This window comes from Baekduia sp., from assembly GCF_035318805.1.
Lineage (GTDB): Bacteria > Actinomycetota > Thermoleophilia > Solirubrobacterales > Solirubrobacteraceae > Baekduia.
Map to the genome: position 1 here is coordinate 41,396 of NZ_DATHDY010000077.1, position 14,020 is coordinate 55,415.

At 74.6% G+C, this 14,020-nt stretch carries 16 protein-coding genes; 3 read left to right on the forward strand and 13 right to left on the reverse strand.

What is annotated here, in order from left to right; all coding sequences use genetic code 11:
- Positions 1–40: 40 nt before the first annotated feature.
- Positions 41–715, forward strand: coding sequence for a hypothetical protein (locus VK501_RS17740; protein ID WP_324339672.1), 675 nt, complete (start codon positions 41–43; stop codon positions 713–715).
- On the opposite strand, the gene clpB is transcribed toward VK501_RS17740, so the two are convergent.
- Positions 712–3,264: an ATP-dependent chaperone ClpB gene (clpB, locus tag VK501_RS17745; RefSeq protein ID WP_324339674.1), complete on the reverse strand. Its 2,553-nt coding sequence runs from the start codon at positions 3,262–3,264 to the stop codon at positions 712–714. The two genes, VK501_RS17740 and clpB, sit on opposite strands and share 4 nt — an antisense overlap.
- A 108-nt stretch (positions 3,265–3,372) precedes the next feature.
- Here clpB and VK501_RS17750 point away from each other — a divergent pair, with 108 nt between their 5' ends.
- Positions 3,373–3,609, forward strand: a complete 237-nt coding sequence (locus VK501_RS17750) for a hypothetical protein (protein ID WP_324339676.1) — start codon at positions 3,373–3,375, stop codon at positions 3,607–3,609.
- Between the two features lie 32 nt (positions 3,610–3,641).
- On the opposite strand, the gene VK501_RS17755 is transcribed toward VK501_RS17750, so the two are convergent.
- Positions 3,642–4,466, reverse strand: coding sequence for an RDD family protein (locus VK501_RS17755; RefSeq protein ID WP_324339677.1), 825 nt, complete (start codon positions 4,464–4,466; stop codon positions 3,642–3,644).
- 44 nt (positions 4,467–4,510) lie between these two features.
- Between VK501_RS17755 and VK501_RS17760 the strand changes: the two genes are divergently transcribed.
- Positions 4,511–5,503, forward strand: a complete 993-nt coding sequence (locus VK501_RS17760) for a stage II sporulation protein M (protein ID WP_324339679.1) — start codon at positions 4,511–4,513, stop codon at positions 5,501–5,503.
- Here VK501_RS17760 and VK501_RS17765 read toward each other — a convergent pair.
- The 11 genes from VK501_RS17765 to VK501_RS17815 form a co-directional block, all read right to left on the reverse strand.
- On the reverse strand, positions 5,461–5,940 hold the full coding sequence (locus VK501_RS17765) for an SRPBCC domain-containing protein (protein WP_324339681.1): 480 nt from the start codon (positions 5,938–5,940) through the stop codon (positions 5,461–5,463). The two genes, VK501_RS17760 and VK501_RS17765, sit on opposite strands and share 43 nt — an antisense overlap.
- Positions 5,937–6,284 carry a metalloregulator ArsR/SmtB family transcription factor gene (locus tag VK501_RS17770; RefSeq protein WP_324339683.1) on the reverse strand — a complete coding sequence of 116 codons (348 nt, stop codon included), beginning with the start codon at positions 6,282–6,284 and terminating at the stop codon, positions 5,937–5,939. Before VK501_RS17770 ends, VK501_RS17765 begins: the two co-directional genes overlap by 4 nt.
- Before the next feature lie 49 nt (positions 6,285–6,333).
- Entirely contained in the window at positions 6,334–7,581 is a 1,248-nt protein-coding gene (locus VK501_RS17775) for a DUF58 domain-containing protein (protein WP_324339685.1), read from the reverse strand.
- A gap of 22 nt (positions 7,582–7,603) precedes the next feature.
- A complete protein-coding gene (locus tag VK501_RS17780) occupies positions 7,604–8,533 on the reverse strand; it encodes an AAA family ATPase (protein ID WP_324339687.1) in 930 nt (309 codons plus the stop codon).
- Complete coding sequence (locus VK501_RS17785) at positions 8,530–9,321, reverse strand: DUF4350 domain-containing protein (RefSeq protein ID WP_324339689.1); 792 nt, start codon at positions 9,319–9,321, stop codon at positions 8,530–8,532. The genes VK501_RS17780 and VK501_RS17785 overlap by 4 nt, the downstream gene beginning before the upstream one ends.
- Positions 9,318–9,968, reverse strand: a complete 651-nt coding sequence (locus tag VK501_RS17790) for a DUF4129 domain-containing protein (protein WP_324339691.1) — start codon at positions 9,966–9,968, stop codon at positions 9,318–9,320. Before VK501_RS17790 ends, VK501_RS17785 begins: the two co-directional genes overlap by 4 nt.
- Positions 9,965–10,966 carry a hypothetical protein gene (locus VK501_RS17795; RefSeq protein ID WP_324339693.1) on the reverse strand — a complete coding sequence of 334 codons (1,002 nt, stop codon included), beginning with the start codon at positions 10,964–10,966 and terminating at the stop codon, positions 9,965–9,967. Before VK501_RS17795 ends, VK501_RS17790 begins: the two co-directional genes overlap by 4 nt.
- 46 nt (positions 10,967–11,012) lie before the next feature.
- The gene (locus VK501_RS17800; protein ID WP_324339695.1) at positions 11,013–11,528 is read right to left on the reverse strand and encodes a heat shock protein transcriptional repressor HspR; all 516 of its coding nucleotides are present in this window, start codon (positions 11,526–11,528) and stop codon (positions 11,013–11,015) included.
- Positions 11,525–12,649 (reverse strand): molecular chaperone DnaJ, encoded by a 1,125-nt coding sequence (gene dnaJ, locus VK501_RS17805; RefSeq protein ID WP_324339698.1) that lies wholly within the window; start codon positions 12,647–12,649, stop codon positions 11,525–11,527. The genes VK501_RS17800 and dnaJ overlap by 4 nt, the downstream gene beginning before the upstream one ends.
- A complete protein-coding gene (locus tag VK501_RS17810) occupies positions 12,646–13,251 on the reverse strand; it encodes a nucleotide exchange factor GrpE (RefSeq protein ID WP_324339700.1) in 606 nt (201 codons plus the stop codon). Before VK501_RS17810 ends, dnaJ begins: the two co-directional genes overlap by 4 nt.
- Positions 13,252–14,020 (reverse strand): Hsp70 family protein (locus VK501_RS17815; protein WP_324339702.1); only part of this gene is annotated, 769 nt, incomplete at its 5' end.

Here is a 14,020-nt window from a genome sequence, read left to right on the forward strand (position 1 = left end):
AGCGTGTTCCGCGGTGTACGACCCCTACCCTGGAGGGCGTATGCGACGCCCCGTTGCCGCCCTGCCCCTCGCTCTGCTGCTCCTGCCCGCCGCGGCACATGGCGCCGAGGTCCAGACCGACCGCGCGTGCTACCTCGAGACCGACAAGACCACCGTGACGATCAGCGGCAACGGGTACACGCCGGCGCGCCCGTACACGGTGTCGCTCGACAACACACCGCTCAGCGGAGGCGCGGGGACCATGGACGCGGCCGGCGTGATGCGCGGCGCCTTCACCCCGCCGGCGCTGACCAAGGACCAGAACGAGCGCATGTTCACCGTCGGCGTCCAGTCCGACGCGCTGGTGGCGCAGACGACGTTCACGGTCACGCGGTTCAAGGCGAGCTTCTCGCCGTCCAAGGGCGACCCGGCCAAGCTGAAGGTGCGCTTCCGGGTCAACGGCTTCGGCCTCGGCGGACCCGATCCGGACGTGTACGTGCACTACGTCGCGCCCGGGGGCAAGCTCCGGCAGACCGTGCGCCTGGGCAGGGCGCAGGGCCAGTGCGGCAGCATCGCGCGGACCGCGCAGCGCCGGCTGTTTCCCTTCCCGTCCCCCAAGCACGGCAAGTGGGCGCTGCAGTTCGACACGAGCAAGACGTACAAGCGCGGCGTCCGGGGCAGCCCGTTCCTGTTCTACACGGTGGGCGTCAACGTGCACCGCGCGTCGGCGTCCTAGGCCGCCGCGGGCTCCGGGGCCGCGGCGGCGTCGGCCTTGGCGAAGGTCAGCTCGCCCTCGGCGGCGTCGACCAGCACGGTGTCGCCCGCGCGGAACTCGCCCTCGAGGATCGCCAGCGCGAGCCGGTCGATCAGCCGCTTCTGGATGACGCGCTTGAGCGGGCGGGCGCCGTAGGTGGGGTCGTAGCCCAGGTCGCCGAGGAGCGTCCGCGCCTCCGGCGTGAGCTGCACCTCGATGCCGCGCGCGCGGACGCGCTGCAGCACGCGCTCGACCTGCAGCTCCACGATCGAGCCGAGCTCCTCGCGGTCCAGCGGCGCGAACTCGACGATGTCGTCCAGGCGGTTGATGAACTCGGGCTTGAAGTGCGCCTCGGCCCCGGCCCTCCCCCCCGGGATGTTCGAGGTCATGATCAACACGGTGTTCTTGAAGTCCACCGTGCGGCCCTGGCCGTCGGTGAGGCGGCCGTCGTCGAGCACCTGGAGCAGGATGTTGAACACGTCGGGGTGGGCCTTCTCGATCTCGTCGAGCAGCACCACCGTGTAGGGCCGGCGGCGCACGGCCTCGGTGAGCTGGCCGCCCTCGTCGTAGCCGACGTAGCCGGGAGGCGCGCCGACCAGGCGGCTGACCGCGTGCTTCTCCATGTACTCCGACATGTCGATCCGGACCATCGCGTCGCTGGAGTCAAACATGAACTCCGCGAGCGCGCGCGCGAGCTCGGTCTTGCCGACGCCGGTCGGGCCGAGGAAGAGGAACGAGCCGATCGGCCGGTCCGGATCCTGCAGGCCGGCGCGTGAGCGGCGCAGCGCGTTGGAGACCGCCGCAAGCGCCTCGTCCTGGCCGATGACGCGCAGGTGCAGGCGCTCCTCCATGTGGATGAGCTTCTCGACCTCGCCCTCCAGCAGGCGGCTGACGGGGATCTTGGTCCAGCGCGCGACGACCTCGGCGATGTCCTCGGCGTCGACGACCTCGCGCAGGAAGCCCGCGTCGCCGTCGGTGCGCTCCTCGCGCTCGGCGAGCTGGCGCTGCAGCTCGGGGATCTCGCCGTGGTGCAGGCGCGCCGCCTGCTCCAGGTTGGCCTCGCGCTCGGCGCGCTCCAGCTCGCGGTGGGCCTGCTCCAAGCGCTCGCGCACCTCGTGCACGCCGCCGATCGCGTCCTTCTCGGCCTGCCATTCGGCGGTCATGCCGGCGGAGCGCTCCTTGAGGTCGGCGAGCTCGCGATCCAGCACCGCCAGGCGCTGCGCCGACGCCTCGTCGGTCTCCTGGTCCAGCGACGCGCGCTCGATCTGCAGCTGCAGGATGCGGCGGTCGACCTCGTCGATCTCGACGGGCTTGGAGTCGATCTCGATGCGCAGCCCCGACGCGGCCTCGTCGACCAGGTCGATGGCCTTGTCGGGCAGGAAGCGGTCGGCGATGTAGCGGTCGCTCAGGGTCGCGGCGGCGATCAGCGCCGCGTCCTGGATGCGCACGTTGTGGTGCAGCTCGTAGCGCTCCTTGAGCCCGCGCAGGATCGCGATCGTGTCCTCGACCGACGGCTCGCCGACGAGCACGGGCTGGAAGCGGCGCTCCAGCGCCGCGTCCTTCTCGATGTGCTTGCGGTACTCGTCCAGCGTCGTCGCGCCGACCGCGCGCAGCTCGCCGCGCGCGAGCATCGGCTTGAGGAGGTTCGCGGCGTCGACGGCGCCCTCGGCGGCGCCCGCGCCGACGATCGTGTGGAGCTCGTCCATGAAGAGCACGACGTTGCCGCCGGCCTCCTTGATCTCGGCCAGCACGGCCTTCAGGCGCTCCTCGAACTCGCCGCGGTACTTCGACCCGGCCAGCAGCGCGCCGATGTCGAGGCTGATGACGCGGCGGTCGCGCAGCGACTCGGGCACGTCGCCGGAGACGATGCGCTGGGCGAGGCCCTCGACGATCGCGGTCTTGCCGACGCCGGGCTCGCCGATCAGGACGGGGTTGTTCTTGGTGCGGCGGCTGAGCACCTGGATGACGCGGCGGATCTCGTCGTCGCGGCCGATGACCGGGTCGAGCTCGCCGCGCTCGGCGAGCTCCGTGAGGTCGATGCCGAACTTCTCCAGCGCCTGGATCTTGTCCTCGGGCGACTGGTCGGTGACGCGGTGGGCGCCACGGACCTCGTCGATCGCCTTGCGCAGCTGCTCCTTGGAGGCGCCGGCGCCGCGCAGGAGATCCCCGGCCTTGCCGCCGAAGCCCGCGAGGCTGAGCAGCAGATGCTCGGTGGAGATGTACTCGTCGCCCAGCTCGCGCATCTCGACCTCGGCGGCGCGCAGGACGCCGAGCAGCTCGGGCGAGGTGGTGGGCTCCTCGGCGGTGGCGAGCGTCGGCAGCTGGTCGAGCCGGGCGTCGACGTCGAGGCGCAGCGCGGGGCCGGCCACGCCGAGCTTGCGCAGGACGCCTGGCACCACGGAGTCGTCCTGCCCGAGGAGGATCGCCAGCAGGTGCTCGGGCAGCACCTGCGCGTGCTTGCGCTGCGCCGCGAGGGCGATGGCGGCCTGAAGGGCCTCCTGGGACTTGATGGTGAAGCGGTCGGCGTTCAAGGTGCTTGGATCCTTCTCCAGGGTCGGTAAATCTCAGTCTGGGTGACTAAGATCGTAGCACCGGCCACGGGTGCGTCAACCGGGTGTGGCGCGGGTACCGACGAAGGTATGACGGAGTCTTCAGACCGCGTTCCCGAGGAGCCGACCCGCGAGGCGGGTCCCCACGACCAGTCGGCCGACGAGCCGCTGGGGCCGTTGACGCCCGACGAGGAGACCGATCTGGGCGACACGCCCGAAGCGCACGACGAGATCGTCCCCGAGGACCTGCCCAAGGGCCATCCGGGGCGCCAGGAGGCCGAGCGCCAGGCCGCCGAGGGCGACGGGACCGTGCACGGCAACACCTGAGGGCGCGCGGCGTGAGCGCCGGGCGGCCCTCGCTACTCGCCGCGGGCCTTGGCGTGCGCGACGCGCTCGATGAGGTCCTCGTCGCCCAGATGCGCGGCGGCGCCGCCGACGCGCGGCGCGAGCGCCCCGGCGATGCGGCGGGCGAGGTCGCCGCGCACCTCGGGCGGGAGGTCGTCGCGGCGGTCGAGGAAGCCGCGGACCGCGGCGAGGTCGTCGGCGGTGACGGCGCTGACGTCCAGGACGTCGCCGGCGGCGACGGTGCGCCGCACGGGCGAGAGATCGCCGACGCCGGGCGGCAGGCCGAAGCCGCCGAACGTGGGCGCGGCGGCGGCGACGGCGAGCGCGGGCGCGCCGGCGGCGGCGCGCTCGAGGCCGGCGACCGACATCGACGCGGGCCGGCGCGGCTCGCGCACGACGATGGTCGACGCGGCGAGGTCGCCGAGGCGCTGGTTGCGCTGCGTCAGCAGGATGGAGATCATCGCCGGCAGGTAGCTCAGCGGCAGGCCGTCGACGAGCCGCACGACGTTGCGGATCGCGCTGGACAGCAGGTCGACGGGCCGGCCGTCGTCGCGCAGCACGCGCAGGCCCGTCCAGCGCTTGCCCGGCGTGCGGCCGCCGCAGAGCACCTCGAACGCGACGTCGTAGGCGAAGTAGACGGCGAAGCCGAGGATCGAGACGACCGCGATGCCGAGGTCGCCGATCTGCGCCGCGAGGAGCGTGACGGCCACGATCAGCGCGATCTTGAACGTGAGGTCGATCAGCGTCGCGAAGAACCGCGAGCCGACGCCCGCGAGCACGAGATCGACCGACAGGCCCTCGGGCGTGGCGATGCGCAGCCGGTCCTGGTAGTCCTCCATCTCGTGCGGCACCGTAGCGGGGGTACCCACCGGAAGGATCGGCCGTGACGCTCGACCGCTTCGAGCGCGAGCGGGTCGACGCCTGGCGCCGCCTGGAGGTCGCGCTCGGCGAGGCACGCGGGCGCCCGGAGCGCCTGGGGGCCGCGGGCGTGCTCGAGCTCGGCGGGCTGTACCGCGCGGCGGCGGCCGACCTCGCGCTGGCGCGACGGCTGTTTCCCGGCGATCCGCTGACCGGCCGCCTGGAGGCGCTGGTCGTGCGCGCACGGCAGGCCGTCTACGCCGACGTCGGCGGGCGGCGCTCGCCGCGGCGGTTCTTCGCCGAGGGCTACTGGCGGCTGGTGCGCGAGCGGCGCGTGGCGCTGGCGGTCGCGGCGGCGCTCTTCGTCGGCGCGACGGCGTTCGCGCTGGTGTGGGGCATCCTGGATCCCGACGCGGCCGCGGGGCTCGTGCCGGGCGCGTTCATCGACGGCGCCGACCCACCGAGCGGCGACCGCGGGCTGACCGCGTCGCAGTCGGCGGCGTTCTCCAGCGAGATCTTCACCAACAACATCCAGGTGACGTTCCTGTCGTTCGCCGCCGGCCTGCTGTTCGCGGTCGGCGGCGCCTTCCTGTTGGCCTACAACGGACTGATCTTCGGCGCGGTGCTCGGCGTCGCCGCGGCCAACGGGAACCTCGACCAGGTCGTGCGGCTCGTCGTCGCCCACGGCGTGCTCGAGCTGTCGTGCATCGTCGTCGCCGGCGCGGCGGGCCTGCGGATGGGCTGGGCGCTGATCGACCCGGGGCCCCACACCCGCCGCGCCGCCCTGGCGGCCCAGGCGCGGCCGGCGATGGCCGTCGTCCTGGGCACCGCCCCGTGGCTGATCGTCGCGGGGCTCGTCGAGGGCTACGTCTCGCCCGCCGGCTGGGGCGGCGCGGGCCCCTACGTCGTCGGGCTCGGGCTGGGCGCGTTGTACTGGACGTTGATCGTGCTGCGGGGGCGGCGGCGGGCGCCGCCTCAGACCGCGGCCAAGGCCGCCTCGAGCTTGTCGAGCGCCTGACCCCAGCCGGCCGGCACGGCGTCGGCCACGTGCGGCATCGCCGCGCGCAGCCCGTCGAGGCGCTCGTGGACGAGAGTCAGCGCGGTGGCGCCGCGGGGCGCCTCGGCGAACGTGATCGTCAGGCGCGAGTCGCTGCTCGGGTCGGCGACCCGCTCGGGGCCGACGAAGCGCCAGAGGAAGACGAGCCGCTCGTCCGGGACGAGCTCGACCAGCTCGGCGTCGAAGCCGCCGGCATCGCCGTCGGGGCCCGTCTGCCAGGTCCGGTGATGGCCGCCGACGCGCTCGTCGACCTCGACGCGCGCGACCGCCATGCCGCCGCCTGCGAACCAGCGGCGCAGGATGTCGGGGTCGAGCCACGCGCGGTAGACCTCGTGGGGCGCAGCGGCGATGGTCCGGTGCAGGCGGATGGCCGGCACATGGGTCGTCTCGGGGGTCATCGGTCCTCCTCGTCAGGGGTGGGAGCCGGCGGGAAGAGGGCCTCGAGGGCATCGAGGCGCTGCTCCCAATGGCGTTCATAGAAGTGCAGCCAGGCCGAGGCGGAGGCCAGCGGCGCCGCATCGAGGCGGCACACGTGGCGGCGGCCGTCGACGGTGCGCCGGACCAGGCCGGCCCGCTCGAGCACCTGGATGTGCTTGGAGGCGGCCGCCAGCGACATCGTCAGCGGCGCGGCGAGCTCGGTGACGGTGAGCTCACGATCGGCCAGCCGGCCGAGCATGTCGCGGCGGGCGGTGTTGGCCAGCGCGTGGAAGACCACGTCCATGCCGGTCGCTTCCTCAACCATGTGGTTGAGGATAGGCGAGCACCGGACGATTGTCAACCGATCGGTTGAGCTACAGGCGCCGGCGCGACTTCGTGTGCAGGTAGGCGCTGACGCAGGCGGCGGCGAGCGTCTCGGGTGCCGCTTCGACGACCTGGGCCCCGGCGCCGCGGACGCGGGCGGCGGCGCGGCGGCGGGCGTCGAGGAGATCGGTGGCGGCGGCCGCGGCGAGGCCGTCGTGGTCGGTGGCGGGCTGAGCACGGGCCAGCGTCTCGAGGTCGGCGTCGCGGGCGGAGGCGACGAGCACCGCGTGGCGGCGCGTCAGGACCGGCACCGCGTCGACCAGCGCGCGGGCGGCCGCCTCGTCGAGCAGGTCGGTGAGCACCACGACGAGCGCGCGCTTGCCGCCGCCGACGGTGCGGAAGGCGAGCTCGTAGTCGGCGTCGCGGTCGCTGGGCTCGAGGTCGAAGGTCGCGCGCACGACGGCGCTGCCGGTCGCGCGGCCCGGGCGGACGTGGCGGCGCAGCGCGTCGTCGAAGGCCAGCGCTCCGCAGCGGTCGCCCAGCTCGTCGGCGACCAACGCCAGCGCCGCGGCGGCATCGAGCGCGGCGTCCAGGCGCGTACGGTCGCCCAGCGGGGCGGCCATCAGGCGCCCGACGTCGATCACCACCATGATCTCCTGGTCCTGCTCGACGCGGTGCTGGTTGCTCATCGGCCGGCCGGCGCGCGCGGTCGCGCGCCAGTTGACCTGGCGGACGTCGTCGTCGGGCAGGTACTCGCGGATGCGCTCGAACTCCGTGCCGAGGCCGACGGGCCCGCGCGTGCGCACGCCGGGATCGCGGAACCGGCCTTCGCGCACCGCGAGCGCCAGGCGCCGCGCGCTCGGCAGATCCGGGAAGACCGTCAGCTCCTGCTCGCCGCCCGCGCGGTGCTGCCACGCGCCGAGGCCGAGCGGGCCGCGGGCGCGCAGCGCGACGGCGGGAAGCGTGTGCCGCCCGCGCCGCCGTGGCGTGAGCGTCGCGTGCAGCGCGCCGTCGCTCTCCTGGACGTCGAGCGCGAGATCCGGCACGAGCGGCTGCCGGACCCGGACCCGTGCCGCGCCTCCGTCGGGCAGCGCCACGGCGAGCGGCACGCCGACGCCGCGCGCCAGCACCCGCGGCAGCTCCCGTGTCGCCCGCACCGGGCGCCGCGCCGTCAGCGCATCCGCCAGCACCAGGCCCGCGAGCACCGCGACGGCCGCCGCCGCGACCGCGCCCGGCACTACGAGCGCGCCGAGCGCGACGAGCGCGAGGACCACCGCGGTGCGAGGGGTCGGCGTCACCGCGCCACCAAGGCCATCATCTTCATCGCGGTACCGGCACGGCGGCCAGCGCCGCCCGGACGGCGTCGGCCGCGGTGAAGCGGTCCAGCTCGGCCTCGGGCGCCAGGACGAGGCGGTGGGCCAGGACCGGCCGCGCCATCCGGACGACGTCGTCGGGCGTGACGAAGTCGCGGCCCGCGAGGACCGCCGACGCGCGCGCCGCGGCCAGGAGGTGGACGGCCGCGCGCGGGCTCGCGCCGAGCGTCACGCCCGGCAACTCGCGGGTGCGGCGGCAGATGGACACCACGAACGCCTCGACCTCCGCGGTGGCGCGGACGGCGTCGACGGCCTCGCGGGCCGCGCGCAGGTCGGCGGCGCCGGCGACCGGGCGGACGTCGTCCAGCGCCGCGGGGGCCAGGCCGCGCCGGGGCAGGCGCAGGAGCGCGAGCTCGCCGGCCTCGTCGGGGTAGCCGACGTCGGCGCGGAAGAGGAAGCGGTCGAGCTGCGCCTCCGGCAGCGGGTAGGTCCCCTCGTACTCGACGGGGTTCTGCGTCGCGACGACCAGGAACGGCTCGGGCAGCGGATGGCGCTCGCCGTCGACGGTCACGTGCCGCTCCTCCATGGCCTCCAGCAGGGCCGCCTGGGTCTTCGGCGGCGTGCGGTTGATCTCGTCGGCCAGCACCACCGAGGCGAAGAGCGGGCCCGGCCGGAAGACGAGGTCGCCGTCGCGCAGCGCGACCGTGCCGGTGACGTCGGAGGGCAGCATGTCGGGCGTGAACTGCAGGCGCCGGAAGCTCGTGTCGAGCGCCGCGGCGAACGCGCGCGCCAGCAGCGTCTTGGCGGTGCCGGGCGGGCCCTCGAGCAGCACGTGGCCGCCGAGCGCGGCGGCCGCGAGCAGCAGCTCGAGGGCATCGTCCTGGCCGACGACGGCGCGCCGCACCTCGGCCGCCACCCGGTCGTGGAGGTCGTTCATGGCTTCTCCGTGGTCGTGGTCGTCGCCGCGCGCTGCCGCGCGGCGGTCAAGAGCTCTTCGCGGTCGCGCGTGCGCGCCAGGGCGGCGGCCAGGGCGTCGACGTGCGCGCGCCGCGGCGGCGGCAGCTCGCGGGCCAGCGCCTCGGGCGGCCCGAGCCGCCGTCCGCGTGCCGCGAGGAAGACCAGCGCCGCGAGGGCCAGCAGCGCCAGGCAGGTCTGCACCCGCCCGGGCAGCGCGCCCAGCCCGCGCGCCTCGTGGTAGCCGTGCACCGACTCGACGAACGCGACCCGCCGCGCGGGTGGTCCCGCGAGCCCGAGCGCGACCGCCGCGTGGTCGCCGGTGGCCAGCGCGCGGTTGCGCAGCGGCGCGGGGTCGGCGAGCAGCAGCGCCTCGCCCCGGCCCACCCGCCGGAGCGCGGGCGCCATGGAGTCAGACGGCACCGGCACGCCCAGGGCGCCGATCGCGCGCCGGCCGGCGAGGACCGCGCGCCCGCCGCCGTTCAGGAACGCCACGAGCGCCCGGCGCCCGGCGGCCGGCAGCGGACGGCCGTCGACCAGCACGAGGGTCTCGTCCCGCGCCGGCCGCCGCCGATCCAGCGGCGCCCGGATCCTGCGTACCTGGTGGCCCGCGCGCTCCAGCAGCTCGGCGTAGGCCGCCAACCCCCCGGGCGTCGTCGCGTACGACGAGGACGCCGGCCCGCTCGGCCGCTCCTCCGCGCGCCCGAGGAGCACCGCGGCGGCGACCACGACCGCCACCGCCCCGAGCACGGCCCACGTGCGAGCGGTCATCGCCGCCGCGCCTCCCCCACGACCGCCGGCCACTGGTCGCGCGCCTCCGCGGCGTCGGCGCCGTCGGCGCGCCGGCCGCCGTAGGCGACCGCGTCGTGGGTCCGGGCCAGGGCGTCGTAGCGGGCCGAGCCCAACGCACGGCCGATCTCGCCGGAGGTCAGGGAGGGGCGCAGCTCGATGGCCTGGGCACGGTCCAGGCGCAGGAGGCCCGCGGTGAAGCGCAGGCGGACCGCCGCGTCGAGGTCGCCGGACCGCTCCGCGCCGGCGGCGCGGCGCTCGAGCTCCTCGGGTCCCGCCGAGCGGGCGGCGGAGAACACCCGCGCCGGACCCGCTCCCCAGCCCCGGCTGGCCCGGCGCGCCCGTGCGTAGGACCCGGCGAGCGTGGCGACGGCCAGGACGCACGCCGCGAGCAGGACCCACCCGCTCACCGCTCCGCCGGGCAGCGCACCGAACAGGGACTGCAGCCAGTCGCCCAGCTTCGCGAAGAGCCCGTGCAACGGGCCGTCGTGGTGGTCGCCCGCGTGGAAGCGGCCCTCGGCGAGGATGGCCCGGGCCTCGCGACGGGCCTCGGCGGTCAGCTCGCGCCGCGCGGCGCCGTCGCCGCTCGCCGCGCGCGTGGCCAGCTCGCGCAGGGCCGCGCCGGTCACTCGTCCGGCGGCGAGGAGGGCCGGTGCGGCTCGGGCGCCACGGGCGGCGCCCAGCCGCCGGGAGGCGCGGGCGCTGCGGCCGGCCGCGGCGCGGGCGGCGGCACCGAGGTCAGCGCGTTGCCGAAGGCGTCGCGGCCCTCGCGGCGGCCGGCCGGCGCGAGCCCGGGCGCCGGCGCCTCCGCGGGCGCGCCGCCCATCCGCTCGGCCAGCAGCGCCAGGTCGAAGCCCTCCTTGCGCACCCGCAGGTCGAAGTACACCAACGTGATCACTGCGGCCAGGAACGGCGTCGTGACCAGCGAGACCGCGAAGTTCGCCAGGTGCTCGAGGACGAGCGCGCCGAACGAGGTGCTGTCGACCGCCCAGACGGCCGGCACCAGCAGCACGACCGTCAGGATCCCCGTGACGACCGTGACCAGGATGTAGGCCACGGCGAGCCGGCCCAGCGTGGACCACCAGCGGTCCTTGACGAGCGCGAACGAGCGCTTGAGCGCGGCAGCGCCGCCGCGGCCCTCGACGAGCAGCGCCGGGATCGCGACCGACCACGCGATGGCGAGCCAGATCGCGGGCACGACCAGCGCGAACAACGCGCAGACGAGCCCGACGACGAGCAGGATGGTGAGCCACAGCGTCGCGCCGAGCCGCCGCGCGGCGAAGCGCAGCGAGTCGGCGGCGCTGCTGCGCCGGCCGAGGTAGCTGTCGGCGATCGCGCGGTAGCAGGCGACCGTGCCGATCAGGTAGCCGAGCACCGACAGCAGCTGCATCGCCAGCTGCCCGGCGATGTAGGCGCCCTCGTCGCTGTAGGTGGTGCTGCTGGAGCCGCTGCCGGTCGTGAGCCCCGTGCCGATCTCGTAGACGTCGGTCGTCGAAGAGACGATCAGGATGTCGAGCAGCTGGATCGGCAGCGCGACGACCACCATCACGGTCGCCAGCGTGCGCCAGCGCTCGCGCACGATCTTGATGCTCGCGTCGAGCGTCTCCCCCAGGTTCAGCGGCCGCACGGCCTGCAACCTACCCCGCCGGCCGGGCGATCAGGCCGCGAGCGTCCTAGATCCCGCGGCCGTCTTCGCGCTCGATGCGGATCCGCCGCGGACCCGACGGGGGCGGCGGCGCGGCCGGCGGCGCCGGCGGCGCGACGTCCCGCGCCGGCACGATCGACCGCGTGTGCTTGAGCGGCACGAGCTCGCCGCCACGCATCTCGCGCTTGACCGCGGCGATCTGCGCGTCCATCTCGGCCTGCAGCTCCTCGGTGCGCCGCTCCAGCGCGTCGACCCGGCGCCGCGCCCGGTCGAGCTCCTGCTCCAGGCGCAGCACGTGCTCGACGCCGGCGAGGTTGAGGCCGAGGTCGTTGGTCATCTCCTGGATGCGCCGCAGCCGGTCGACGTCCTCGTGCGAGTACAGCCGCGTCCCCTTCGGCGAGCGCTTGGGCTCGATGAGCCCGCGCTGCTCGTACATCCGCAGGGTCTGCGGGTGCATCTCGGCCAGCTCGGCCGCGACCGAGATCATGAACACGCCGCGGTCGTGGGAGACCGTGACGCGCGTCGTCGTGCGGGTGCGCCTCATGAGAACAACCTCGCTCGCGGGTCGGCGTCCATGACCTCGGACAGCTTCTCCACCGCCTCGGACTGCTCCGCGCTCAGCGTCGCCGGCACGTCGATGACGAACCGGTAGTGGAGATCGCCCTTGCCTTTGCCTCCGAGCTTCGGCGGCCCCTCGCCGCGCAGGCGCTGGATCGTGCCGTGCTTGGTGCCGGGCGCGACGCGGAGCTTCTTGCGCCCGTTGAGCGTCGGCACCTCGACGTCGGCGCCGCGGATGGCCTCCGGGATCGTCAGCGGCACCTCGACCTCGAGGTTGTCGCCCTTGCGCTCGAAGATCGCCGACGGCGTGACGTGCGTGAGGACGTACAGGTCGCCGGGCGGTCCGCCGTGACGGCCGGCCTCGCCCTTGCCCGCCAGCCGCACGCGGCTGCCCTCGCGCACCCCCGCGGGGATGTTCACCTTGTACTTCTTGACGGTCTTCTGCGCGCCCGCGCCCTGGCAGGTCGGGCACGGGTCCTCGATGATCGCGCCGGACCCGTGGCACCGCGAGCACGGCTGCGAGATCGAGAAGAGGCCCTGGCCCTGGGACTCGATGCCCCGGCCCTGGCACTTCGGGCAGACCTTCGGCGACGTGCCCGGCTTGGCGCCGGTGCCGCGACAGGTCGGACAGGTCTGCGTCGTGGCGACGCTCAGCGGGATCTGGGCGCCCTGCATCGCCTGCTCGAAGGTGATCGCGACCGACGACTCCAGGTCCTTGCCCCGCTCGGCCCGCGGGCCGCCCGCGGCGCCGCCGCGGCCGGCGCCGGTGCCGGTGCCGCCCTTCTCGCCTCCGAAGAGGTTGGAGAGGATGTCCTGGAAGCCACCGAAGTCGGCGGCCGTGAAGCCGCCGCTGGGGCCGTTGGAGCCGCCGCCCTGCCCGCCGCCCACGCCGAACAGGCCGCCGCGGTCGAACTGCTTGCGCTTGTCCGGATCGCCGAGGACGTCGTAGGCGGCCTGGATCTCCTTGAAGCGCTCCTCGGCCTTGGCGTCGCCCGGGTTGGTGTCCGGGTGGTACTGGCGCGCGAGCTTGCGGTAGGCCTTCTTGACCTCGTCGGCGGACGCCTTCTTCTCGACCCCGAGGATCTTGTAGGGGTCGGGCGGCGTCATGCCGCGACAACCACCTTCGCGGCGCGCAGGACCTCGTCCTTGTAGCGGTAGCCGGGCTGGTAGACCTGCACGACGGTGCCGCTCGCGGCGCCCTCGACGGGCTGCTGGGCGACCGCCTCGTGGTGGTGGGGATCGAACGCCTCGCCCTGCGGCGAGTACGCCTCGACGCCGACGCGCGTCAGCGCCGCCAGCAGCTCCTGCTGGACCAACCTGATGCCCTTGGTCAGGTGGTGCTCATCTGCTGTTTCGCCGTCGACGGCCTTGGCCGCGTGCTCGGCGTCGGCCTCCTCGGCCTCCGCGGCGGCCAGCGCCCGGTCGAGGTTGTCCAGCGACGGCAGGATCTCGCGCACGAGGCGCGCCACGGCGCGGGCCTGTGCGGCTTCGACGTCGCGCCGCGCGCGCTTGCGCACGTTCTCGGTCTCGGCCGCCGCGCGCAGGTACAGGTCCTTGAAGTCCGGCTCCTCGGGAGCCTCGACCGCGGCGTCCTGCGCCCGCTCCTCGGTGTCGTCGACCTCCTCGACGGCGGCGTCGACCGGCGCCGGAGTCTCCTCCGGCGCCGCCTCGCGCTGCCCGTCGAGCGTCGTGTCGCGCTCCTCGGACACCTACTTGCCCTCGTCCACGACCTCGGCGTCCACGACGTCCTCCTCGGCGGAGGACGAGGCGGCGTCGCCGTTGGTCGACCCGTCGGCCGCGCCGGACGCGTCCGCGGCGGCCGCGGCCTGCTGCTGCTGGGCCTTCTCGTACATGGCCTCGGAGACCTTGTGGAAGGCGGTCTGCAGCGCCTCGGCCTTGGCGTTGATCTCGTCCGGGTCCTCGCTGGTCAGCACGTCGCGGACGGCCTTGATGTTGGCCTCGATCTCGGTCTTGGACTCGGGATCGACCTGGTCGGCGAGGTCCTTGAGCTGGCGCTCGGCCTGGTAGGCCGCGTTCTCGGCGTTGTTGCGCGCCTCGGCGAGCTCACGGGCCTTCCGGTCGTCCTCGGCGTGCGCCTCGGCGTCGCCGACCATCGACTTGATCTCGGCGTCGCTGAGCCCGGAGCCGGCCTTGATCTCGATCTTCTGCTCCTTGCCGGTGCCCAGGTCCTTCGCGGACACGGCGAGGATGCCGTTGGCGTCGATGTCGAACGTGACCTCGATCTGCGGGATGCCGCGCGGGGCCGGCGGGATCCCCGTCAGCTGGAACTTGCCCAGCGACTTGTTGTAGGTCGCCATCTCGCGCTCGCCCTGCAGGACGTGGATCTCGACCGACGGCTGGTTGTCCTCGGCCGTCGAGAAGACCTCGCCCTTGCGGGTCGGGATGGTGGTGTTGCGCTCGATGAGCTTGGTCATCACGCCGCCCTTGGTCTCGATGCCGAGGGTGAGCGGGGTGACG

Coding starts and splice junctions, on each gene's coding strand:
- VK501_RS17740 (WP_324339672.1), top strand. CDS start 41: ATGCGACGCCCCGTTGCCGCCCTGCCCCTCGCTCTGCTGCTCCTGCCC.
- VK501_RS17750 (WP_324339676.1), top strand. CDS start 3,373: ATGACGGAGTCTTCAGACCGCGTTCCCGAGGAGCCGACCCGCGAGGCG.
- VK501_RS17755 (WP_324339677.1), bottom strand. CDS start 4,466: ATGGAGGACTACCAGGACCGGCTGCGCATCGCCACGCCCGAGGGCCTG.
- VK501_RS17765 (WP_324339681.1), bottom strand. CDS start 5,940: ATGACCCCCGAGACGACCCATGTGCCGGCCATCCGCCTGCACCGGACC.
- VK501_RS17770 (WP_324339683.1), bottom strand. CDS start 6,284: ATGGTTGAGGAAGCGACCGGCATGGACGTGGTCTTCCACGCGCTGGCC.
- VK501_RS17780 (WP_324339687.1), bottom strand. CDS start 8,533: ATGAACGACCTCCACGACCGGGTGGCGGCCGAGGTGCGGCGCGCCGTC.
- VK501_RS17785 (WP_324339689.1), bottom strand. CDS start 9,321: ATGACCGCTCGCACGTGGGCCGTGCTCGGGGCGGTGGCGGTCGTGGTC.
- VK501_RS17800 (WP_324339695.1), bottom strand. CDS start 11,528: ATGAGGCGCACCCGCACGACGACGCGCGTCACGGTCTCCCACGACCGC.
- dnaJ (WP_324339698.1), bottom strand. CDS start 12,649: ATGACGCCGCCCGACCCCTACAAGATCCTCGGGGTCGAGAAGAAGGCG.